General features: G+C 51.0%; 20 protein-coding genes and 1 riboswitch. Of the genes, 9 read left to right on the top strand and 11 right to left on the bottom strand.

The genetic code is table 11. The annotated features are described in order from the left end of the window. Positions 1-122: 122 nt before the first annotated feature. From malM to malK, 3 genes are all read right to left on the bottom strand, one after another. Positions 123-1,079: a maltose operon protein MalM gene (malM, locus tag M975_RS20370; protein WP_064561702.1), complete on the bottom strand. Its 957-nt coding sequence runs from the start codon at positions 1,077-1,079 to the stop codon at positions 123-125. A 148-nt stretch (positions 1,080-1,227) separates the two neighbouring features. Continuing rightward, positions 1,228-2,538, bottom strand: a complete 1,311-nt coding sequence (locus M975_RS20365) for a maltoporin (protein ID WP_245164499.1) — start codon at positions 2,536-2,538, stop codon at positions 1,228-1,230. Positions 2,539-2,583: 45 nt separating this feature from the next. Then, the gene (gene malK, locus M975_RS20360; protein ID WP_064515357.1) at positions 2,584-3,693 is read right to left on the bottom strand and encodes a maltose/maltodextrin ABC transporter ATP-binding protein MalK; all 1,110 of its coding nucleotides are present in this window, start codon (positions 3,691-3,693) and stop codon (positions 2,584-2,586) included. 393 nt (positions 3,694-4,086) lie between these two features. Between malK and malE the strand changes: the two genes are divergently transcribed. The 3 genes from malE (at position 4,087) to malG (ending at position 7,849) form a co-directional block, all read left to right on the top strand. Continuing rightward, positions 4,087-5,277, top strand: coding sequence for a maltose/maltodextrin ABC transporter substrate-binding protein MalE (malE, locus tag M975_RS20355; RefSeq protein WP_064561700.1), 1,191 nt, complete (start codon positions 4,087-4,089; stop codon positions 5,275-5,277). A gap of 124 nt (positions 5,278-5,401) precedes the next feature. Then, positions 5,402-6,946: a maltose ABC transporter permease MalF gene (malF, locus tag M975_RS20350; protein ID WP_064561699.1), complete on the top strand. Its 1,545-nt coding sequence runs from the start codon at positions 5,402-5,404 to the stop codon at positions 6,944-6,946. A gap of 12 nt (positions 6,947-6,958) precedes the next feature. Next, complete coding sequence (malG, locus tag M975_RS20345; RefSeq protein WP_034492378.1) at positions 6,959-7,849, top strand: maltose ABC transporter permease MalG; 891 nt, start codon at positions 6,959-6,961, stop codon at positions 7,847-7,849. A gap of 97 nt (positions 7,850-7,946) precedes the next feature. Here malG and psiE read toward each other — a convergent pair whose 3' ends face one another. The 6 genes from psiE to pgi all read right to left on the bottom strand — a co-directional run bounded on the left by psiE (position 7,947) and on the right by pgi (position 14,415). Further along, complete coding sequence (gene psiE, locus M975_RS20340) at positions 7,947-8,354, bottom strand: phosphate-starvation-inducible protein PsiE (RefSeq protein WP_064561698.1); 408 nt, start codon at positions 8,352-8,354, stop codon at positions 7,947-7,949. 126 nt (positions 8,355-8,480) lie between these two features. Then, a complete protein-coding gene (locus tag M975_RS20335) occupies positions 8,481-10,577 on the bottom strand; it encodes a YjbH domain-containing protein (RefSeq protein WP_064561697.1) in 2,097 nt (698 codons plus the stop codon). After that, complete coding sequence (locus M975_RS20330) at positions 10,577-11,317, bottom strand: capsule biosynthesis GfcC D2 domain-containing protein (protein WP_064561696.1); 741 nt, start codon at positions 11,315-11,317, stop codon at positions 10,577-10,579. The genes M975_RS20335 and M975_RS20330 overlap by 1 nt, the downstream gene beginning before the upstream one ends. Continuing rightward, a complete protein-coding gene (locus tag M975_RS20325) occupies positions 11,314-11,952 on the bottom strand; it encodes a YjbF family lipoprotein (RefSeq protein ID WP_064561695.1) in 639 nt (212 codons plus the stop codon). Before M975_RS20325 ends, M975_RS20330 begins: the two co-directional genes overlap by 4 nt. A gap of 63 nt (positions 11,953-12,015) precedes the next feature. Beyond that, on the bottom strand, positions 12,016-12,261 hold the full coding sequence (gene yjbE / locus M975_RS20320; protein WP_064561694.1) for an exopolysaccharide production protein YjbE: 246 nt from the start codon (positions 12,259-12,261) through the stop codon (positions 12,016-12,018). A 507-nt stretch (positions 12,262-12,768) separates the two neighbouring features. Next, on the bottom strand, positions 12,769-14,415 hold the full coding sequence (gene pgi, locus M975_RS20315; protein WP_064561693.1) for a glucose-6-phosphate isomerase: 1,647 nt from the start codon (positions 14,413-14,415) through the stop codon (positions 12,769-12,771). A gap of 277 nt (positions 14,416-14,692) precedes the next feature. On the opposite strand from pgi, the gene M975_RS20310 reads away from it, so the two are divergent. From M975_RS20310 to M975_RS20295, 4 genes are all read left to right on the top strand, one after another. After that, positions 14,693-14,974: a hypothetical protein gene (locus M975_RS20310; RefSeq protein WP_064561692.1), complete on the top strand. Its 282-nt coding sequence runs from the start codon at positions 14,693-14,695 to the stop codon at positions 14,972-14,974. A gap of 51 nt (positions 14,975-15,025) precedes the next feature. Next, positions 15,026-15,244: riboswitch (Lysine riboswitch) on the top strand. A gap of 110 nt (positions 15,245-15,354) precedes the next feature. Continuing rightward, a complete protein-coding gene (gene lysC, locus M975_RS20305; RefSeq protein WP_064561691.1) occupies positions 15,355-16,710 on the top strand; it encodes a lysine-sensitive aspartokinase 3 in 1,356 nt (451 codons plus the stop codon). Positions 16,711-16,802: 92 nt separating this feature from the next. Beyond that, on the top strand, positions 16,803-17,750 hold the full coding sequence (gene panS / locus M975_RS20300; protein WP_064561690.1) for a ketopantoate/pantoate/pantothenate transporter PanS: 948 nt from the start codon (positions 16,803-16,805) through the stop codon (positions 17,748-17,750). Positions 17,751-17,944: 194 nt separating this feature from the next. Next, positions 17,945-18,217, top strand: a complete 273-nt coding sequence (locus M975_RS20295) for a YjbD family protein (RefSeq protein WP_064515331.1) — start codon at positions 17,945-17,947, stop codon at positions 18,215-18,217. A gap of 1 nt (position 18,218) precedes the next feature. On the opposite strand, the gene rluF is transcribed toward M975_RS20295, so the two are convergent. After that, positions 18,219-19,103: a 23S rRNA pseudouridine(2604) synthase RluF gene (gene rluF, locus M975_RS20290; RefSeq protein WP_064561689.1), complete on the bottom strand. Its 885-nt coding sequence runs from the start codon at positions 19,101-19,103 to the stop codon at positions 18,219-18,221. Between the two features lie 213 nt (positions 19,104-19,316). Here rluF and M975_RS20285 point away from each other — a divergent pair, with 213 nt between their 5' ends. Together M975_RS20285 and M975_RS20280 are read left to right on the top strand one after the other, a co-directional pair. Next, entirely contained in the window at positions 19,317-19,640 is a 324-nt protein-coding gene (locus M975_RS20285; protein ID WP_064561688.1) for a type II toxin-antitoxin system RelE/ParE family toxin, read from the top strand. Continuing rightward, a complete protein-coding gene (locus M975_RS20280; RefSeq protein WP_064561687.1) occupies positions 19,630-19,920 on the top strand; it encodes an addiction module antidote protein in 291 nt (96 codons plus the stop codon). The genes M975_RS20285 and M975_RS20280 overlap by 11 nt, the downstream gene beginning before the upstream one ends. Before the next feature lie 49 nt (positions 19,921-19,969). On the opposite strand, the gene M975_RS20275 is transcribed toward M975_RS20280, so the two are convergent. Next, on the bottom strand, positions 19,970-20,374 hold the full coding sequence (locus M975_RS20275) for a hypothetical protein (RefSeq protein ID WP_083967917.1): 405 nt from the start codon (positions 20,372-20,374) through the stop codon (positions 19,970-19,972). Positions 20,375-20,377: the final 3 nt, after the last annotated feature.

The raw sequence follows: 20,377 nt of genomic DNA, 5'->3' as shown, positions 1-20,377 counted from the left end.
TCATGTAAGTGATTCGGGTTTGTGAGAGCAGCCAACGCAGAGTCAGCTTGAAGGATGACGAAGGAAAAAAGGTGCGCCAGGCGGCGCACCAAACTTCAAACATCAGCACTGCGGGGAAACCATCACCCCTTGCCTTTTACACTGCTGATAAAGGTTTTACGGGCGCTAGTCGATCCCAGGCGTTCAGCTTCATCCAGCAGTTTAAGGGCTTTATCTACATCGCCTTTTGCGACTGCATCTTTGATAGCCTGGTTGAAGTACGTTTCTGTATCGCTTAGCACTGGCTCCGATTTTTTGGCGGGCGCGGCGGTAGCTGGTGCCGCCGCTGTGGCAGCAACAGCTGCCGGGGCAACATAAGTTGCGGCTGGTGCTGCAGTATTACCAACCGTGACCGGGCCTGGGCCTGATGAACCGAATAGTGGGCCGACTAATACGCTCGAAGCAGAAGAGGTTTTCACTTTAATCTTCAGCGTGCCGTCAGTGCCGTGGCGGGCAATCGGGTCTGGAATATCCGGAACAGCGTTGCCCGTGCCTTTCGCATAAGCCTTGGCCGGGTCAATCATCGTGGTGGTCTGTTGGGTGTCTTTATTGGTGGTGAAGACCAGTAAATAGAGTTTTTGTTGCCCCAGTGCTGGTGTTAATTTCAGCGTGCCTTCCAGACGATCGGCAGACATTACGCCGGGCTCCTGATAGGCAAAGTAGCTTGCCGGGAAGTAAGCCGCAGGCGTCATATTCTGATCAAGCACTAACACATTTGGCGCAAATACTGAGTTTTTGTTCACTTCACTGGTCAGCGTGATATTCAGCTCACCAATGTTGGCAGGGACGCTATAGGCTGCAACCGGGCCAGTAATATCTCCGGCTTTCAGGCTTTGACCACTGGTAGCCAGCGTCGTCGTCAATGTCTTTGATTGATCGACTGGTGTCCACTGCAATTGTTGTAATGCAGAAGTCGGCACGGCGGGTGCCATTGATATATCCTGTGGAACGATATTCACATCAGCCAGGCTTACGGCAGGCACGCTGGCGAGCAACCCTGCGGAAAGGCAGAGTGCGAGGAGACTTTTTTTCATTTTCATTTTTATAAACCTCGAATGGGAAATCAGTGGAAAGTTAGCCAGGCAATAGCGCTTTCCATCGAAGCAGGCATTGGCATACAAGGGTAATCATGATGGAGAGTTCAGTGGCGAACTCCCCATCATTTCTTCACTTCAGGTTAATGCTGTATTACCACCAGATTTCCATCTGGGCACCGAAGCTGAACTCATCGTCATTGCCACGGCTGGTAGAGAAGGTGCTGTTGCCAGAAGAGTCGCTGATCTGGAAGCGAGTTGAATCGCCGTTACCATCTTTAGCGTAACCCCATTTCTCATCCCACTTGGCGTAGGTTGCGAAGACACGCAGTGCCGGACGGGACCAGATGCTGTCGCCTGCCTGCCATTGTTGCGCCAGGGTAATTTTGTACTGACCGTTACGATCGCCAGTTTCCTGGGATTTCACGTTGTCGTAGCCAACTTCCAACAGGGTGCTCATGATTGGCGTCCATTTGTACATTGGACGAACACCGATGGTGTACCACTCAGTCCCCTGGTTATCATCCAGGTTCAGGTTCTGGTACATACCGACGTACATCAGGTCCCATTGGTCTGCCAGGGTAATCGCACCATGGTCAATAACACGGAACAGATAACCGTCGTTATCGAGGCTGCCGCCCTGCGCCTGGCCTTTACCGTTAGAGGTCATGGAGTCTGTTGCGTACTGCAGAACAAACTTGTTGTAGCCTTTCATCATGCTCTGGGTATGTTCAAGCGTACCCATCCAGCCATCTTTAGAAGCGCCTGGTTGCAGATAATAGTCGTCAGGAATGTTGGTGTGACCGTAGTCAACGCCCAGTTCCAGGGTACCGCCTGGGTTGGTTTCAATACCTGCCCAACGCACGTCGAATACGTCATTTGGTACTTTGTTGCTGTAGTTACGGGTACCGTCAGCATTGAAATCGTTGAATGCCGCAGAACCGCCTGATTCAGAAGAACGCGTTGCCGCGAAGGAAAGTTTACCTACGCCAACATCGATGTTTTCCAGACCTGCACCAGGACCAGAAATATCCCAGTAGTAGAAGTCGATCATGTGAACGTCATGACGTTGATAGAAACGCTTACCTGCCCACATATTGGCACCTGGCAGCGCATCAATCAGGTTTTTACCCTGCACGTTTGCTTCACGGAATGCCGGGCTGGTTGCTTCCCAGTCATTGTCCTGTGCTACGGAGTACGCCACGTTAGTATCGAAGTAGAAGCTCTTATCGCCTTCTTTCCATACTTCCTGACCCAGTTTCAATTCCGCATAGGTTTCACATTCGTTACCAAGACGGTATTTAGATTGAGCACCAGTTGCCTGGAAACACTCTTGTGTACCGCCGCTACCGGTCCAGCCGATACCAGAACGGGCATAACCGTGGAAGTCCACAGCCAGAGCCTGAACAGACATAACGCCTGCTGCTACGGCGACCGCCAGTGGAAGTTTGCGCAGAGTAATCATCGTTCTATCTCCTGAGATCATTGCTTTTCTTTTTTATGGGAATGCTTAAACACCTGGCTCTTGATGCAACCGACGACATGCAGTGCCATCTTCACGGAACAGATGGCAGCGCTCTGGCGGCAAGCCAATAGCGAATGTGGCACCCTCTTTTACCAACACCACGTCATTCTGGCGGTACACCAGATTCTGACGGATGGCGGGGATTTGGATATGAATCTGAGTTTCATGGCCAAGCTGCTCAACCACCTGCACTTCACCTTCGAGGGTGACGTCAGCAATGTCGCTTGGCAGTAAGTGTTCCGGGCGAATACCGAGAGACATGTTGGCACCGACCTGCACTTCCTTACTTTCTACCGGCAGCCAGACTTGCTGGCGGTTTGGTAATTCAACCTGGACTTGATCGATAGCCGTGGCAGTGACTTTCACCGGCAGGAAGTTCATTTTTGGCGAGCCAATAAAGCCCGCAACAAAACGATCCGCCGGGTAGTGATACAGCTCGAGCGGTTTGCCGACTTGCGCTACGCGCCCGGCATCCAGCACCACAATTTTGTCTGCAAGCGTCATCGCTTCGACCTGGTCGTGCGTGACGTAAATCATGGTGCGACCAAGGCGCTTATGCAGTCGGGAAATCTCAATACGCATCTGCACACGCAGTGCCGCATCAAGGTTTGAAAGAGGTTCATCAAGCAGGAATACACGTGGTTCAGCCACCAGCGTACGGCCAATCGCTACGCGCTGACGCTGCCCACCAGAAAGTGCTTTCGGACGGCGTTCTAATAAATGCCCCAGTTGCAAAGTTTCTGAAACCTGGGTGACACGTTGATTGATATCGCTTTTTTTAGCGCCTGCGAGCTTCAACCCAAAGGACATATTTTCAGCAACGGAAAGATGGGGATAAAGAGCATAAGACTGGAACACCATGCCGACGCCACGCTCAGCGGGAGGAATGTCGTTCATGCGAGTATCACCGATGAATAAATCACCGCTGGTGATCGTTTCCAGACCTGCAATCATGCGTAACAGAGTGGATTTACCGCAGCCTGACGGTCCAACAAAAACCACGAACTCACCTTCCTGGATGTCGAGGTTAATATCTTTCGACACCACCACATCACCCCAGGCTTTTGTTACGTTCCGTAGCTGTACGCTTGCCATGCACTTCTCCCTTCATTCCGTCACGCTGCTATTGGGCAGGTGATTCAAGATGTGTCGGACTATGACGGATCGATACATTTCGTGAATCCTCCACCCCGCTGTTTTTTATGGGGGAGGAGGCGGGAGGATGAGAAGGGTTGCTCTGCAACCGGTTGCAGTGGGCGTGACAGTTTTTCGTGATCGTGGTTTCAAATTTCTGGGTAGTTTTGTGTGCTCCAGCACACATAACTGTCAGTTATGGAATGCAGATCACAGATACCCGGGTGGGGGCGTAGGGCCAAGGAGGATGAGAAGCACTTGCCATCTGCGCAAACTGGCAACCGTAACGCCACTACCTTGACCTTGATGTATCCACGCGCAAAGCAAACCACCATTCAAAGGATGGGAATAAATATGAAAATTAAAACTGGCGCCCGCATCCTCGCTCTGTCTGCCCTGACAACGATGATGTTTTCCGCCTCTGCACTGGCAAAAATAGAAGAAGGCAAACTGGTCATCTGGATTAATGGTGACAAAGGCTATAACGGCCTGGCTGAGGTCGGTAAGAAGTTTGAAAAAGATACCGGTATTAAAGTCACCATCGAACACCCGGACAAACTGGAAGAAAAATTCCCACAAGTTGCGGCGACCGGCGATGGCCCGGACATCATCTTCTGGGCACACGACCGTTTCGGTGGTTATGCACAATCTGGCCTGCTGGCCGAAATCACTCCAGACAAAGCTTTCCAGGACAAACTCTATCCGTTTACCTGGGACGCAGTTCGTTACAACGGCAAAATCATTGCTTACCCAGTCGCGGTTGAAGCGCTCTCTCTGATTTACAACAAAGACCTGGTACCAAACCCGCCGAAAACCTGGGAAGAGATCCCGGCACTCGATAAGCAGCTGAGAGCGAAAGGTAAGAGCGCGTTGATGTTCAACCTGCAAGAACCGTACTTCACCTGGCCGCTGATTGCCGCTGACGGTGGTTATGCGTTCAAACTCGAAAACGGCAAATACGACGTGAAAGATGTGGGCGTGGATAGCGCAGGCGCGAAAGCAGGCCTGACCTTCCTGGTCGACATGATTAAAAACAAACAAATGAATGCGGATACCGATTATTCCATCGCTGAAGCAGCCTTCAACAAAGGCGAAACGGCGATGACAATCAACGGCCCGTGGGCATGGTCGAACATTGATAAAAGCAAAATCAATTACGGCGTGACACTGCTGCCTACCTTTAAAGGTAAAGCATCTAAACCGTTCGTGGGTGTGCTGAGTGCCGGTATCAACGCCGCCAGCCCTAACAAAGAACTGGCGAAAGAGTTCCTGGAAAACTACCTGCTGACCGATCAGGGCCTGGCTGACGTTAACAAAGACAAGCCATTGGGTGCCGTGGCACTGAAATCCTACCAGGATCAACTGGCGAAAGATCCACGTATCGCCGCCACCATGGATAACGCCCAGAAAGGCGAAATCATGCCGAACGTACCGCAGATGTCTGCGTTCTGGTATGCCGTTCGTACCGCAGTCATCAACGCAGTCAGCGGTCGCCAGACTGTTGATGAAGCGATGAAAGACGCTCAGGGACGTATTACTAAGTAAGAACTTCCCCCTCACCCCGGCCCTCTCCCTAAAGGAGAGGGAGAAAACCGGACAATCCCCTCTCTCTCAGGGAGAGGGTTAGGGTGAGGGTGGTTTCAGATGAAAAGCTGTTGAGGAACACCCCATGGATGTAGTTAAAAAGAGCCACTGGTGGCAAAGCGATGTGCTGAAGTGGTCAGTCATCGGCCTGTTGGGACTGCTGGTTGGTTATCTTGTGGTATTAATGTACGCCCAGGGGGAGTACCTGTTCGCCATTATGACGCTGATTTTAAGCTCACTTGGCTTATATATTTACGCTAACCGCAAGGCTTATGCCTGGCGTTATGTTTATCCTGGTCTGGCCGGCATGGGGCTGTTCGTCCTGTTCCCGCTGGTCTGTACCATCGCCATCGCCTTCACCAACTACAGCAGCACCAACCAACTGACGCAGGAACGTGCGCAGGAGGTGCTGATGGACCGCCAGTATCAGGCGGGAAAAACCTTTAACTTCGGCCTGTATCCGGCGGGTGACGAGTGGCAACTGGCCCTCACCGACGGCGAATCCGGCAAGAATTTCATCTCCGACGCTTTTAAATTTGGCGGCGCTCAACACCTGAAACTGAAAGACGCCGATGCTCTTCCTGCGGGTGAGAAAGCCAATCTGCGCGTGATTACGCAAAACCGTGCGGCGCTGACGCAAATCACCGCGCAAATGCCTGATGAAAGCACCCTGACCATGAGCTCCCTGCGCCAGTTCTCCGGCACCCGCCCGCTTTATACGCAGGGCGAAAATGGTGAACTGACCAACAACCAAAGCGGCGTGAAGTACCGCCCGAATAACGGCATTGGTTTCTATCAGTCGGTTAACGCCGATGGCAACTGGGGCAACGAACAGCTAAGCCCGGGCTACACCGTGACTATCGGCTGGAAGAACTTCCTGCGTGTGTTCCACGATGAAGGTATTCAGAAACCGTTTATGGCGATTTTCGTCTGGACGGTGATCTTCTCAATCCTGACGGTGATTCTCACCGTGGCGGTTGGCATGATTCTGGCCTGCGTGGTGCAGTGGGAATCCCTGAAAGGCAAAGCGATTTATCGCGTGATGTTAATACTGCCATACGCGGTGCCATCGTTTATTTCTATCCTGATTTTCAAAGGCTTGTTCAACCAAAGTTTCGGTGAAATCAACATGATGTTGAGCTCACTGTTTGGTATCAAACCCGCCTGGTTTAGCGACCCGACCACTGCGCGTTCAATGATAATTATCGTGAATACGTGGCTTGGTTATCCGTACATGATGATTCTGTGCATGGGCTTGCTGAAAGCGATTCCGGACGACCTGTACGAAGCCTCTGCAATGGATGGCGCAGGCCCGTTCCAGAACTTCTTTAAGATTACGCTGCCGCTGCTGATTAAGCCGCTGACACCGCTGATGATCGCAAGTTTTGCCTTTAACTTTAACAACTTCGTGCTGATTCAACTGTTAACCAACGGTGGTCCGGACCGACTGGGAACCACAACTCCTGCGGGTTATACGGACTTGCTGGTGAGCTACACCTACCGCATCGCCTTCGAAGGCGGCGGCGGTCAGGACTTTGGTTTAGCTGCGGCTATTGCAACGCTTATCTTCATTCTGGTTGGCGCATTAGCGATTGTTAACCTGAAAGCCACCCGCATGAAGTTTGATTAAGGAGCAACACACATGGCTATGGTACAACCCAAATCTCAAAAGCTGCGACTCTTCACGACGCACTTACTGTTACTGATATTTATCGCCGCGATCATGTTCCCGCTGCTGATGGTTATTGCGATTTCACTGCGTCCGGGTAACTTCGCGACAGGCAGCCTGATCCCGGACCAAATCTCGTGGGAGCACTGGAAATTAGCACTTGGTTTCAGCGTGCAACATGCCGATGGCAGCGTAACACCACCGCCGTTCCCGGTGCTGTTATGGTTGTGGAACTCGATCAAAATCGCGGCGATTACTGCGCTGGGTATCGTGACGCTCTCGACAACTTGTGCCTACGCTTTTGCCCGTATGCGTTTCCCTGGCAAAGCCACGCTGCTGAAAGGGATGCTGATTTTCCAGATGTTCCCGGCGGTGCTGTCACTGGTGGCGTTGTACGCCTTGTTTGACCGCCTCGGTCAGTACATTCCGTTTATCGGTTTGAATACACATGGTGGGGTGATCTTCGCCTATCTTGGCGGTATCGCGCTGCATGTCTGGACGATTAAGGGTTATTTCGAAACGATTGATAACTCACTGGAAGAAGCCGCAGCACTGGATGGTGCAACCCCATGGCAAGCCTTCCGCCTGGTGCTTTTACCGCTCTCTGTACCGATTCTGGCGGTGGTGTTTATTCTGTCGTTTATCGCCGCAATTACCGAAGTGCCAGTGGCCTCATTGTTGCTGCGCGATGTTAACAGCTACACCCTCGCGGTCGGTATGCAGCAATACCTCAACCCACAAAACTACCTGTGGGGCGACTTTGCCGCAGCCGCTGTACTTTCTGCAATCCCGATTACTGTCGTGTTCTTACTGGCGCAGCGCTGGCTGGTGAGCGGCCTGACGGCTGGCGGGGTGAAGGGTTAAGATTTCCTGTTCGTTATTGCTTCACATTATGTAATGCCACTGCAAAACCCTCATTTGACCTTGGATTTACTTATGGCGGCCCTTGGGCCGCCTTTTTTTATTCTCGTTTTAAACGGTTGCTGTTACACAGCCACAACGTAATCACCAGCACCAGGATTGCTCCGGAGTAAATCAGCACATCGCGCGGATCTTTATGGTCGATGATGATAAGACGCACAATGGCGGTGATGCCGATATAGATAAAGTAGCGCAGCGGGAAGTGATAACCCGACTGAAAGTATTTAACGATCAAAGCGATAAATTCGAAGTACAGGAAGTAAACCACCAGCCCTTCAATCAGTTGGTACTTGCTGGCTTGATCGGTGGGTGCAAATAACGATGTGGCTAAATGCAGCGTTTCTTTACCCAGGAAGATGATGAGGATCAGACCAAGCGCAAGCAACGCCAGATTGAGGACCATTTGCATAATTTTAGCGATGAGCTCAACGCCGGGGGTGGTTGTCATAGGAACGCCTCTTGTTCTGGTATAGAGGTGTTGTTATACGTTAAAAATGTGATCTTGATCTAATTTTTCTGTTTGCGTAACTCCCCTCACCCTAACCCCCTGAAGAGGGTTAGGGTGAGGGCGTGATCACCGGAAATTAATATCCCGATCGCTCGTCATCCCATACAACTCAAACTTACGTCCCACCATCTGCCCACCGTCACGCGTCAACGGTGTCCAGCTCACTTGTGCACGGCTGCGGGTTGGCGACGACGAGAAGATATCCAGCGGCACATTCACGTAGAAACCTTTGGTGAAGTCCCCTTCCCCGTACTCCTCTTTCGACACATTGGTAATGGTCGCATAAGTCCCGACAACCACGCCGCTGTCGAAGCGTTTGGAGATCTCCAGCGTGCCGCCCTTATCTTTAGCCAGATACTGGCCGATGCTGAGTTTAATCAACACGTCATCAGCAAACGGAGGTGTCCAGTAGCCGGTGATATGGCCAGTTGGCGCGCTGTAATCGGTGAACTTCATCATGTCCATCGGACTAGTCCAGTCACGCTGTTTGACGTAGTTGGCGTTCGCGCCAATGGCCCAATTGCTGTCGATGGGACGATACAAGACCTCGGCACCCACCCCGCCATACATGGTTTCGAGATAACCGCCGTACACCTGGCCGTACCAGCTGTTGCCCAAATACTGGAAGTAGTTGGCTTGCAGGTTATTGACGTAAATATCGTTCTCAACGTAGTCACGCACATGGGTACGCACACGCGGCAACGTCGAATCATTCGGTGGATTGGTGTAGTTAAATTTGTCGTAGTTATTGGCAATGTTGGCAAACAGGCTGCCGGTAGTCAGCAAGTGATCCGTCACCCACCAGTCAGCGGTTCCCATTACGCCAACCTGGTACATGTAGAAGCTCTCTGGCCCGCCAACAGACTGGTTCAACACCGGGTTAATCGAGAAGTTCACTTTCGATTTATCGATGAAATATCCCTGCTCGGTTTTCTCTGGAATGACCGGCTCAACACGTTTTTGCACCAGTTGTGTTTCATGCCCAAGCGGCTCGCCTTCCAGGTGGTGGCGTAAGCTCGAGACATCCGTTTGGGTCGTCACCTGTGGCAGGTTGAGGCGTGTTTCTGTCACGTGAATGGTGCGGATATTTTCTGGCAGGTCATTCATGATGATGCGGTTTGCGCGTTCAATACCTTCACGGGAATCACGGTATTTCACCTGTTCCCCGCTGACATACAAAGTATCGCCTTTCACCTGAATATTCGGGTTGGCCAGACCGGCGTTATATTTGAGAAGCGTCAACTGGTTCGCCACCACGGTCGGCTGCAAAATTTCATCTTGTGGTTGCGGCTGGTATTGCGGGCGACGATTATCGTTATATCCTGGTCGCAAATCGTTGAAGTTAGTTCGCAACGTCACCCCAAACATAAAGGTATTGCCGCGTTCATAGCTGACGTTAACGTCGGCCCAATCGGTGACGCGATAGATAGCGCCGACGTTAAAGTTGCTGCGTTGCTCGAGCTTGCCAGCAAAATCCTGAGTGTAATTGTTACCTTCGTATTCCGCTTTCAGGCGCAGCGGCTGCCACGGAGTCTGGTATTCAATACCGCCGAACAGTGATGCCGGGCCATGGAACATGCCGCTAAAGTTGAACGAACCGGCCTGGTTGTAACTGTTATCGCGGTAACAGAAGCCATCGCTCACTTCGCAAAACGGGTTCTTCACGTTGCCGCTGGTGCCCATGTAACCCCAGCCCATACCGAGCGTGAAATCAAACGGCCCCCAGGCTTTGCTCGCCACAACGTATTCACTGTCGAACAGGCCTGTTCCGCCTAAGTCACGCACCCCCACCGCCACCTGCGGCAGGTAATAACCTTCTTCCCAAAGACGCACTTTCATATCGAAGGCTTTATCTTTGTAAGTCTGGTTTCCCGAGAATGCTTCGACACTGCTGTACTCTCTGGTACGCACGTCGGTGTAGCGCAAAGTCGTTTCCAGCCAAGGGAAAAGCTGTACCGAGGCGGAGTAAAAACGGTACTGATCGTTATCGCGATAATTGAGGCTAAACTCGCCTTCAGGCGCCATACGTGCAGTCGGTGTTTGCAGCAAACCTACACCGCCGAAATCCGATTGCGACGGTCCGACAGGGTCTGGAAAGGTTTCTGCCTGGCAGGCAGTAGATACGGCCAGCGCGAGCAGGCTGTAGAGATATTTCTTTTTCATCAATCCGGTCTCCGATGAGTCAGAGAGTTAAGGATTTGCTGATTCAAATCGTTGAAATCAGAATTAAATAGTCGCTCTTTAAAGCCGACAAACAAGATGCTGCCTGGAGTGAGTTCGACATGGCGGTTATTCCAGTAGGCCACTGGCGCTTTTTGGGTTTTGCCGTCCGGGTAAATCACCCATGCGAAACTGCGGTCGGCGCCACTGAGTTTGTCGATACCATCGAGATATTCGTCGGCGCTGCGTCCGGCAACGAAAGGTTTCACTCCCGGTGAACTCACCAGCCCTATCAGCGTGATAGTGGAAGGCTGCGGCCCGGCCCACAGGCTGTAATCACCTTGCAGTGGAACATTGGCGCGAGGATGGACGCGCACCCAGTCAGGGTCGAGATCGATAAGCTGCCGCCCGGTAACGTGAATGGCCTGCATTTGCTGGCGCACGCCATTGATTGCTGCGGCATCGTCACCGTCTTCTTCGGCAGCAAAGCCTGATAAAGCGGCTAACAATTTCTGGTGCTCTTGTTCTGCAACCGCCGTTGCCTGCCGTTCGCTAATCACCGCGCCTGGCCACCAGGCCCGCGCAAGTGAGGGCTGAGAGACTAAATCACCGAGGCGCTCTACGTTGGTGAGTTGCTGATTGCCAGGATAAATAGTCACATTCCCGGCGGCATACGAATAAGCACTGAGTTGCAGGGCGGCCAGGCAAAGCGCCATCCACCCAGAGTTGGCTGTTATTTTCATTCTTTTGCCGCCTTCAACAGAGTCGTGGTGACAGGCCAATAATCCGGTCCAATATATTGTTTTGACTGGCGGACATGTCCTTCGCTATCGATCAAAAAGCGGTTATGCCAGGTTTTGCCGGAAGCGGTAACTTCTTCGTTCAGCACGCGAACGGGCGTGGTGCTTTCAGCGATTTTTAGTGTATCGGTGCCGTCCCAGGTGAAGGTCGAACGCGCTGTCGCCATTCGCACCTGTTGATGTTCGGTCCAGGCCATTTGCCGCGTCCAGCTCACGCCATCAATAATCTGGTTGGCGTTTGCCAGCGGGTCGCTTGTCAGGTTGGTGACTTGTTGAAGGTTGTCGCCAAGGCCGGTAGTTTTTACGATGCGGCCCTGTTCGGTGACGATCATCGCCCGGTCTTGTGTTACCCATTTTTGTTGACCATTTTCGTCATACGCCAGAACAACAAATATTTGTGGGCCGTTATTGATGCTCATGTACTGGCTGGCGTAGCGCATATTCTGAATGTCGTCATTGGTCAGTTGTACACCGTCACTACCGACAATGCTGTGCCAGAGAGATGAACCAAGGCCTTGCGTGGTGGCAGAACAAGCCTGAAGTACCAGGCAGGCAAGAATAATTACGAGTCGCTGCACGAGGTTTCCCCGGAGTCGAAATAACCACACCGAAGTGTGGTTAGAGTTAAATCACCCGCGAAATTAACGGGTGCTGGTCGTCGTGGTGGTTGTGGTCCCGGTATTGGAACCATCGCCACCACCGGTTGCAGCAAGTGCTACACCCACTGCCGACCCGACAGTGCTGGCGCTGGTCGCAGTAGAACTGCCTGCGGACACAGAAGTCGCTTGTGCGCCGGCCGCTTCACCGACTGCTACCGGGTCTGCACTCGCCGCACCAGCTGCTGCCAGCGTGAATATGGCTAAAGCGCCATAAAGAACTTTCTTCATAACAATTTCCCTTCATTGAATGAATGGAGATTTACCCAAAAGAATTTCAGGCGCTTTCGAGTATACACAACAAGTAATAGTGGAAGACCGCAGTGGGGAATATGACAGGCGCTTTAAGATAAATGGAAAAATAATCAAAAACAGGTTATCTACATACAATAAAAATCATTAAAAACAGTAAATTATAATATTTATGAAATTCATATTCATCTAATTAATCCGAAAATAAACCTCCTGAATTATCAGGATATAGGTATTTTTAGGATTAACCTCAGCGGAGATATATGAGGGAATTATGCAACAAGGGGAATTATCTTATAATTATGCAATACCCATAAATAAGCCGGCGCATAAGGCCGGCTTATATTTAAATCCAATTACCTATACCCTAAATAATTCGAGTTGTGGCCAGGCGGCAAACTTACGAATCCCCAGGAGCTTACTAAAGTAAGTGACTGGGGTGAGTAAGTGCAGCCAACACCGCCACAACTTGAAGTATGACGGGTATTAGCGCCAGGATTTATAACGGTTAATCAGGCCGTTCGTTGAAGAGTCGTGGCTGCTGATTTCTGCCGCATCACCCAGTTCAGGCAGAATACGGTTCGCCAGTTGCTTACCTAATTCAACGCCCCACTGATCGAAGGTGAAGATGTTCAGAATCGCGCCCTGAGTAAAGATTTTGTGCTCATACAGCGCAATCAGTGCACCCAGGCTGAACGGCGTGATTTCACGCAGCAGGATGGAGTTGGTTGGGCGGTTGCCTTCAAACACTTTGAACGGCACAACGTGATCCAGCGTTTTAGGATCCAGGCCCTGAGCTGCATATTCCTGCTCAACCACTTCGCGAGCTTTACCAAATGCCAGTGCTTCTGTCTGAGCAAAGAAGTTAGACAGCAGCTTAGGATGGTGATCAGACAGCGGGTTGTGGCTGGTTGCTGGTGCGATGAAATCACACGGAACCATTTTGGTGCCCTGGTGAATCAGCTGGTAAAACGCGTGCTGGCCGTTAGTGCCAGGCTCCCCCCAGATGATTGGGCCAGTCTGGTAATCAACAGCGTTGCCGTTACGGTCAACGTATTTACCGTTGGATTCCATGTTGCCCTGCTGGAAGTAAGCAGCAAAACGGTGCATGTACTGGTCATATGGCAGAATTGCTTCGGTTTCAGCGCCGAAGAAATTGTTGTACCAGATACCAATCAGCGCCAGCAGCACTGGCAGGTTCTGTTCTGCCGGGGTGTTTGCGAAATGCTTGTCCATGGCATGCGCACCAGACAGCAGTTCTACAAAGTTTTCGTAACCCACAGACAGGATGATGGACAGGCCAATCGCGGACCACAGGGAATAACGGCCGCCGACCCAATCCCAGAACTCAAACATGTTCGCCGTGTCGATACCGAACTCGCCAACCGCTTTCGCGTTAGTAGACAGCGCGGCGAAGTGTTTCGCGACGTGTTTGTTATCGCCAGCCGTTGCCAGGAACCAGTCGCGCGCGCTGTGGGCGTTGGTCATGGTTTCTTGCGTGGTGAAGGTTTTAGAAGCGACCAGGAACAGCGTGGTTTCCGGATCAACATTCTTCAGCACTTCAGCAATGTGAGTCCCGTCAACGTTAGACACAAAGTGCATGTTGAGGTGGTTTTTGTAAGGACGCAGCGCTTCGGTCACCATGAATGGGCCGAGGTCTGAACCGCCGATACCGATGTTCACAATGTCAGTGATCGCTTTACCGGTGTAGCCTTTCCAGTTACCGCTGATGATGCTCTCAGAGAAGGTTTTCATCTTCTCAAGCACCGCGTTAACTTCTGGCATCACATCTTTGCCATCAACAATGATTGGCGTGTTGCTGCGGTTACGCAGTGCAACGTGCAGCACAGCACGGTCTTCAGTGCGGTTAATCTTCTCGCCAGAGAACATGGATTTAATTGCGCCCTGCAAATCCGTCTCTTTTGCCAGCGCTTGCAGCTTGGTCAGGGTTTCTTCGGTGATGCGGTTTTTGGAGTAATCCACCAGCATTGAATCGTCGAAAGTGGCGGAGAATTTACCAAAACGGTTAGCATCCTGAGCGAACAGCTCAGCGATTGTGACGTCTTTCATTTCGTCAAAATGCGCCTGCAAAGCCTGCCATGCAGCGGTCTGCGTTGGGTTGATATTTTTCATAGCGTTACCCTTTTGATTTGAGAACTGTGACTGCGGTCAATTGTATATCCACAAAACAGGATTTGTGATGATTTTTCTACCATTGCACCGGGAATACCGTTTCAGATTATGTGCCAGCTAAAAAGTTGCCGGGGTGGACTCAGTCCCAGGTGACCCCGTCCACACTGAGAAAAACAGTGAAGGCGCTCTGACGCTACGTTTCAAGAATTACCTGCTTATTACGGAAATGCCAGATCTGAACACACCGAAAACTTTCTCGATTTAAGCAACACTGCACATGTGCGCCCGTTTTCGTCGCCATGAAAAATTTTTTCCTGAAGATATCACCTGGAGTCGTTTGAGCCGTCTGTTAGCCAAGGGAGCGACCATCAAAGCAACACGTCTGAATGAAAATTTTGGCTGGCTGGAATATCTGGAGAAAAATAGCGGTGTTGTGCCATTTTTTGCCCGTAATGAAGAAGGAAAAACTATTGCGATAAATGGCAAAGCGACCCCAGCGCTGCCTTACACCTTGATTGCTCTGGTGCAGACCGATAAATCGCTGGCTTCCAGACGTTGACATCTGACGCATAAAATTTTATTTCTATACGGCTACTTGCTCACTTGTGAGTAAGCCAGAAGAGGCGCGCCGCCCAGGTATCGTGTTTGAGGAGCCAATCCGCAGACGACACAGGAGGGGGAGCGGCGCCGAGGTAGTGCATGTATGGCAGCATGTATTATCGGCCACGGGGGCTGAATCCCTTGGGCTGTCACCAGGAGCATTTTAATGCTCCAAAATCCCCGAATTCGTCAAGAAATCGGGGAAACAAGGTGGGGCGCTTCTGGGTGTATCGTAGTTCAGAACTTCTATTCTACGTCTGCCCCGTATCCCGCTCTTCCCTTGTGCCAAGGTTGATTTACTTTTTTGCCATAACAATGGCTCCCTGACACGAGGCTGTAATGTCCTACCCACAAACCGTTATTGCCAAATTTGGCGGCACCAGCGTTGCTGATTACGACGCGATGAACCGCAGCGCCGACGTGGTGCTGGCTGATGAAAACGTTCGCGTTGTCGTCCTTTCCGCATCGGCGGGTATCACCAATTTGCTGGTGGCGCTGGCAGGCGGACTGGAAGCTACAGAGCGTTTTGTTAAGCTCGATGCGATTCGCAAAATTCAATATGACATTGTCGAGCGCCTGGCTAACCCGCAAATCATTCGCGAAGAAGTCGAGCGCCTGCTTGAAAACATCACCACTCTGGCCGAAGCGGCATCACTGGCGACCTCTACTGCGTTAACTGACGAACTGGTGAGCCATGGCGAGCTGATGTCTACGCTGCTGTTTGTCGAGATCCTGCGTGAGCGCAAAGTCGACGCGCAATGGTTTGATATCCGTAAAATTATGCACACTAACGACCGTTTTGGCCGCGCAGAACCGGATATCGCCACATTAGCAGAACTGGCCAGCCAACAGCTTTTGCCACGTCTTGCAGAGTCCCTGATTATTACTCAAGGCTTTATCGGTAGCGAAGCGAAAGGACGCACCACAACGCTTGGCCGTGGCGGCAGTGACTACACTGCGGCACTGCTGGGCGAAGCGCTGCATGCCAGCCGTGTTGATATCTGGACTGACGTGCCGGGCATTTACACCACCGACCCGCGCGTGGTGCCAGCGGCAAAACGTATCGACCGAATTGCTTTTGAAGAAGCGGCTGAAATGGCGACGTTCGGGGCAAAAGTCCTGCACCCGGCGACATTAATGCCTGCGGTTCGCAGTGATATTCCTGTCTTCGTTGGCTCCAGCAAAGATCCGAAAGCGGGCGGTACACTGGTTTGTAACAAAACAGAAAATCCACCGCTGTTCCGTGCTCTGGCATTACGTCGTAAACAAACCCTAGTGACGCTGAATAGCCTGAGCATGCTACACGCCCATGGTTTCCTGGCGGAAGTGTTCAACATTCTGGCGCAACATAATGTTTCTGTTGATTTGATTACCACTTCAGAAGTTAGCATTGCACTGACGCTCGATACCACGGGTTCAACGTCCAATAGTGATAGCCCACTGACCACGTCGCTGCTGACCGAACTTTCCTCACTGTGTCGTGTAGAAGTGGAAGAAAACCTCGCGCTGATTGCCATCATCGGCAACAAACTATCCCAGGCCTGCGGCGTGGGCAAAGAGGTGTTTGGCGTTCTCGACCCCTTCAATATCCGCATGATTTGCTATGGCGCATCCAGCTACAACCTCTGTTTCCTGGTGCCTGGCGACGACGCAGAACAAGTGGTGCAGACACTTCATCACAATCTGTTTGAATAAAATTTCTACATAAGTAATTAATACCAAATGCCGGGCTCGATCCCGGCATTTTTATAACCATAAAACAACACAACACTTGCAAGGATCTTACTATGCTCGCTTCATTAACCCGGCTGTTTCCGCTGTGGGCGGTGCTGCTGTCTGTACTCGCTTATTACACTCCCGGCACGTTCACACCTATTGGCCCGTGGGTCAGCACGCTTTTAATGCTGATTATGTTCGGCATGGGCGTGCATCTGCGTATTGATGATTTTAAACGCGTGCTGTCGCGCCCGGCACCTGTCGCGGCGGGCACGTTCTTGCATTACCTGGTTATGCCGCTGGCCGCCTGGGTTCTGGCGAAGCTGTTTCATATGCCGCCGGACCTCTCAGCAGGTATGGTTTTGGTCGGCAGCGTAGCGAGCGGAACGGCATCAAATGTCATGATTTATCTGGCAAAAGGGGATGTGGCGCTGTCAGTGACGATTTCTTCGGTGTCCACTCTGGTAGGCGTCTTCGCGACACCGTTGCTTACTCGTCTGTATGTTGATGCAGATATCAAAGTCGACGTGATGGGCATGTTACTGAGCATCCTGCAAATCGTGGTTATTCCTATTGGTCTGGGTTTGATCGTGCACCACCTGTTCCCACGCCTTGTGAAGCGCGTTGAGCCTTATCTGCCTGCATTTTCGATGCTCTGTATTCTGGCAATCATCAGCGCGGTGGTGGCAGGTTCAGCCTCTCACATCGCGTCTGTGGGTTTGATGGTTATTGTTGCTGTGATTTTGCATAACGGAATTGGCTTGTTGAGCGGTTATTGGGGCGGGCGCCTGTTTGGCTTCGACGAATCCACATGCCGCACGCTGGCAATTGAAGTCGGTATGCAGAACTCCGGGCTTGCTGCCACGCTCGGCAAAATCTACTTCTCGCCGTTGGCTGCCCTGCCCGGCGCACTGTTCTCGGTGTGGCACAACCTTTCTGGCTCACTGCTGGCAGGTTACTGGTCCGGCAAACCGGTTGATGAGAATAACGATAAAAGTTTGAAGAAACGCCGCGCCTGAAAATGAGCAGATACAAAAAAACCCGGGAAACCGGGTTTTTTGCTTTTAACTCAACGAAACGCTGACAAACCTGCCCATGAAGCTGAGCATATTTACCAACATTTTAGGGTAACTTTGCGACCAGACGCTGATTTTTACTGAGCCTGGGAGCAGTTTGCTTTACACTGGAGGCCACTTCTTAAGAGGCCGCAATAATGTCCACATCAAGACTGACACAGCAAGACATGACCGAAGCCGAGCAGCGCGAATTGAAAACGCGGCTTGACCGCGCACGCATCGCCCATGGTCGCCCCCTGACAAACTCAGAAATCAACCACGTTAAAAAAACTTATATTGACCAACTGATAGCAGCGCGTGAACAGGAGGCCAAAAAAGTCCGCCAGATTAAAAAGCAAAAAGCGGCAAAACCAGATACATCTGCAACTTACTCCTGGTCTGCAAACAGCCATTCACGTGGGAAGCGCTAATTTAGCGCCCCTTCTTCTTGCGCCCTGGCTGAGCAAAACGTTTACGTGAAGCCAGCTCTGCCGGGGTTTTAGCAGCACTCTTCGGCCCGCTAACGACAGGTTTTTTCACCGCAACTGCAACCGCCTTCGGTTTAGCTTTTGCTTTGGCCGCCGGTTTCGCTTCAGAAGACGAATTCTCAATCAGCTTAAACAACTCGACCAGTTCATCGTCGGTCAAATCACGCCATTCACCCAACGGCAGCCCTTTCATGCTGACGTTCATAATGCGAGTACGCTCAAGTTTCGTCACTTCATAACCAAAGTGTTCGCACATGCGGCGAATCTGGCGGTTAAGCCCTTGAACGAGGGTAATGCGAAACACAAACGGCGCTTCTTTTTTCACTTTGCATTTTTTAGTGACCGTCCCCAACATCGGAACGCCTGCACCCATGCCGCGAATAAAATCGTCAGTCACCGGCTTATTGACCGTGACGACGTATTCTTTTTCGTGGTCGTTCCCGGCTCGCAGGATTTTATTGACCAGATCGCCATGGTTGGTCAGGAAAATCAGACCCTGAGAGTCTTTATCTAAACGCCCAATCGGGAAAACGCGTTTGCTATGGTTAACGAAATCAACAATGTTGTCTTTCTCACCATCTTCGGTGGTACTCACGATACCCACCGGTTTATTCAGCGCGATAAGCACTAAATCGTCTTCGTCACGGGGTTCAATTAACTGACCGTTGACCTTCACCACATCTCCGGCAAATACCTGATCGCCAATCGCGGCGCGTTTGCCGTTAATAAAAACATTTCCCTGTTCGATGTAACGATCGGCGTCACGGCGGGAGCAGATACCGCTCTCGCTAATGTATTTGTTCAGACGTATTGATGAGTTGGTCAGCATGGTTCCTCCGTAAAACCCGGAATATACCTTACCTGAGGGGCGATGCGAACAGGAAGAGCGCACATTGTCTGATTATCTGGATGCTCCTCGCAGAGAGAAAAAGTGAGTTGCGGCGTACTTTCCAGAAAATTAACGGCCGGGTTGTAGGGAACAACCAGGAACGAATACTTTCGGTTCTCGACTCTCTTTCCTTAAAGTATTTTATAAACTACAATGGACATAAATATAATCAAGCAAACCGAAGCGTTTCGCTTATGGGAAGTGAACCTTAAAGACATTCAAGCTAAAGCCTTAATTGCTGTTCGATTACTTCGTCTTGCTAACGGACTAAAAGGCGATGTTCAGCCGGTAGGTGACGGTATTAGCGAACTCAGAATTCATTATGGGCCCGGTTATCGTGTCTACTTTCAGCAACGAGCAGAAACGCTTGTTTTGTTGCTATGTGGAGGCAATAAAAGTTCGCAATCACGAGATATACATCTGGCAAAAATGCTAGCCCGAACATGGGTTGATGAGGATGAAGAAGATGAAAATTAAAGTAACCGATTACGATCCTGCAGCGGCTTTAGTAAATGATGAAGCAATTGCCTTTTTCATGGCTGATGCATTAGAAACCGGTGATGCTGCATTTATAGCTCAGGCACTCGGCGTTGTTGCACGAGCAAAAGGCATGACATCCGTCGCCACCGAAACAGGACTGTCACGTGAGCAGTTGTATCGTTCGTTTAGTGAAGAAGGAAATCCTACGCTCAAAAGCACGCTGGCAGTGATGAAAGCTTTGGGAATCGAGCTGACGACAAAAGTCCCTAACTCTTAATTGAAAACACGGGTGATAAATCAGAAATTCATCACCCGCGATTAATCGCCTACTTCGGCGCTGCGGCAGTTATCGCTAACCGTTTCTGAATATCTTTATCCAGATTATTCACCCAGTGATTATAAGAACGGTGAATTTCGCCATCGGATGCCAACAAATTCACGCTGCTGACATAGTTAATTGAGTAGTTTCTTTCACTGTAGTTAATGCGAACCGTGACGCTGTGCTTACGGATATTCTGTGTCGCATTAATCACGCCAGGCCCTGCAACCGACATTATCCAATCGCGCCCCTGTCCTGCATTGATGATTGCATCCTTGACCTGCTCAACTGTCACATGCTGAGTGATAATGGTCTGCGGTGTGCGCACTGGCTCGGTTCGCTCGAGTGCTGCACAACCGCCTAGCACTACAACGCAAAGCACACTGGCAAGTATCTGTTTTAGCTTCATCATTAA

This window comes from Buttiauxella brennerae ATCC 51605, assembly GCF_001654925.1.
In the GTDB taxonomy this organism is placed as follows: domain Bacteria; phylum Pseudomonadota; class Gammaproteobacteria; order Enterobacterales; family Enterobacteriaceae; genus Buttiauxella; species Buttiauxella brennerae.
Note: the sequence above shows the minus strand (reverse complement) of the source record. Positions and strands in the feature narration are given on the sequence as shown.

Bases quoted from the DNA above. Each gene is read 5' to 3' on its own strand.
- malM (WP_064561702.1), bottom strand. From the start codon at position 1,079: ATGAAAATGAAAAAAAGTCTCCTCGCACTCTGCCTTTCCGCAGGGTTG.
- M975_RS20365 (WP_245164499.1), bottom strand. From the start codon at position 2,538: ATGATTACTCTGCGCAAACTTCCACTGGCGGTCGCCGTAGCAGCAGGC.
- malK (WP_064515357.1), bottom strand. From the start codon at position 3,693: ATGGCAAGCGTACAGCTACGGAACGTAACAAAAGCCTGGGGTGATGTG.
- malE (WP_064561700.1), top strand. From the start codon at position 4,087: ATGAAAATTAAAACTGGCGCCCGCATCCTCGCTCTGTCTGCCCTGACA.
- malF (WP_064561699.1), top strand. From the start codon at position 5,402: ATGGATGTAGTTAAAAAGAGCCACTGGTGGCAAAGCGATGTGCTGAAG.
- malG (WP_034492378.1), top strand. From the start codon at position 6,959: ATGGCTATGGTACAACCCAAATCTCAAAAGCTGCGACTCTTCACGACG.
- psiE (WP_064561698.1), bottom strand. From the start codon at position 8,354: ATGACAACCACCCCCGGCGTTGAGCTCATCGCTAAAATTATGCAAATG.
- M975_RS20335 (WP_064561697.1), bottom strand. From the start codon at position 10,577: ATGAAAAAGAAATATCTCTACAGCCTGCTCGCGCTGGCCGTATCTACT.
- M975_RS20330 (WP_064561696.1), bottom strand. From the start codon at position 11,317: ATGAAAATAACAGCCAACTCTGGGTGGATGGCGCTTTGCCTGGCCGCC.
- yjbE (WP_064561694.1), bottom strand. From the start codon at position 12,261: ATGAAGAAAGTTCTTTATGGCGCTTTAGCCATATTCACGCTGGCAGCA.
- pgi (WP_064561693.1), bottom strand. From the start codon at position 14,415: ATGAAAAATATCAACCCAACGCAGACCGCTGCATGGCAGGCTTTGCAG.
- M975_RS20310 (WP_064561692.1), top strand. From the start codon at position 14,693: ATGTGCGCCCGTTTTCGTCGCCATGAAAAATTTTTTCCTGAAGATATC.
- lysC (WP_064561691.1), top strand. From the start codon at position 15,355: ATGTCCTACCCACAAACCGTTATTGCCAAATTTGGCGGCACCAGCGTT.
- panS (WP_064561690.1), top strand. From the start codon at position 16,803: ATGCTCGCTTCATTAACCCGGCTGTTTCCGCTGTGGGCGGTGCTGCTG.
- M975_RS20295 (WP_064515331.1), top strand. From the start codon at position 17,945: ATGTCCACATCAAGACTGACACAGCAAGACATGACCGAAGCCGAGCAG.
- rluF (WP_064561689.1), bottom strand. From the start codon at position 19,103: ATGCTGACCAACTCATCAATACGTCTGAACAAATACATTAGCGAGAGC.
- M975_RS20285 (WP_064561688.1), top strand. From the start codon at position 19,317: ATGGACATAAATATAATCAAGCAAACCGAAGCGTTTCGCTTATGGGAA.
- M975_RS20280 (WP_064561687.1), top strand. From the start codon at position 19,630: ATGAAAATTAAAGTAACCGATTACGATCCTGCAGCGGCTTTAGTAAAT.
- M975_RS20275 (WP_083967917.1), bottom strand. From the start codon at position 20,374: ATGATGAAGCTAAAACAGATACTTGCCAGTGTGCTTTGCGTTGTAGTG.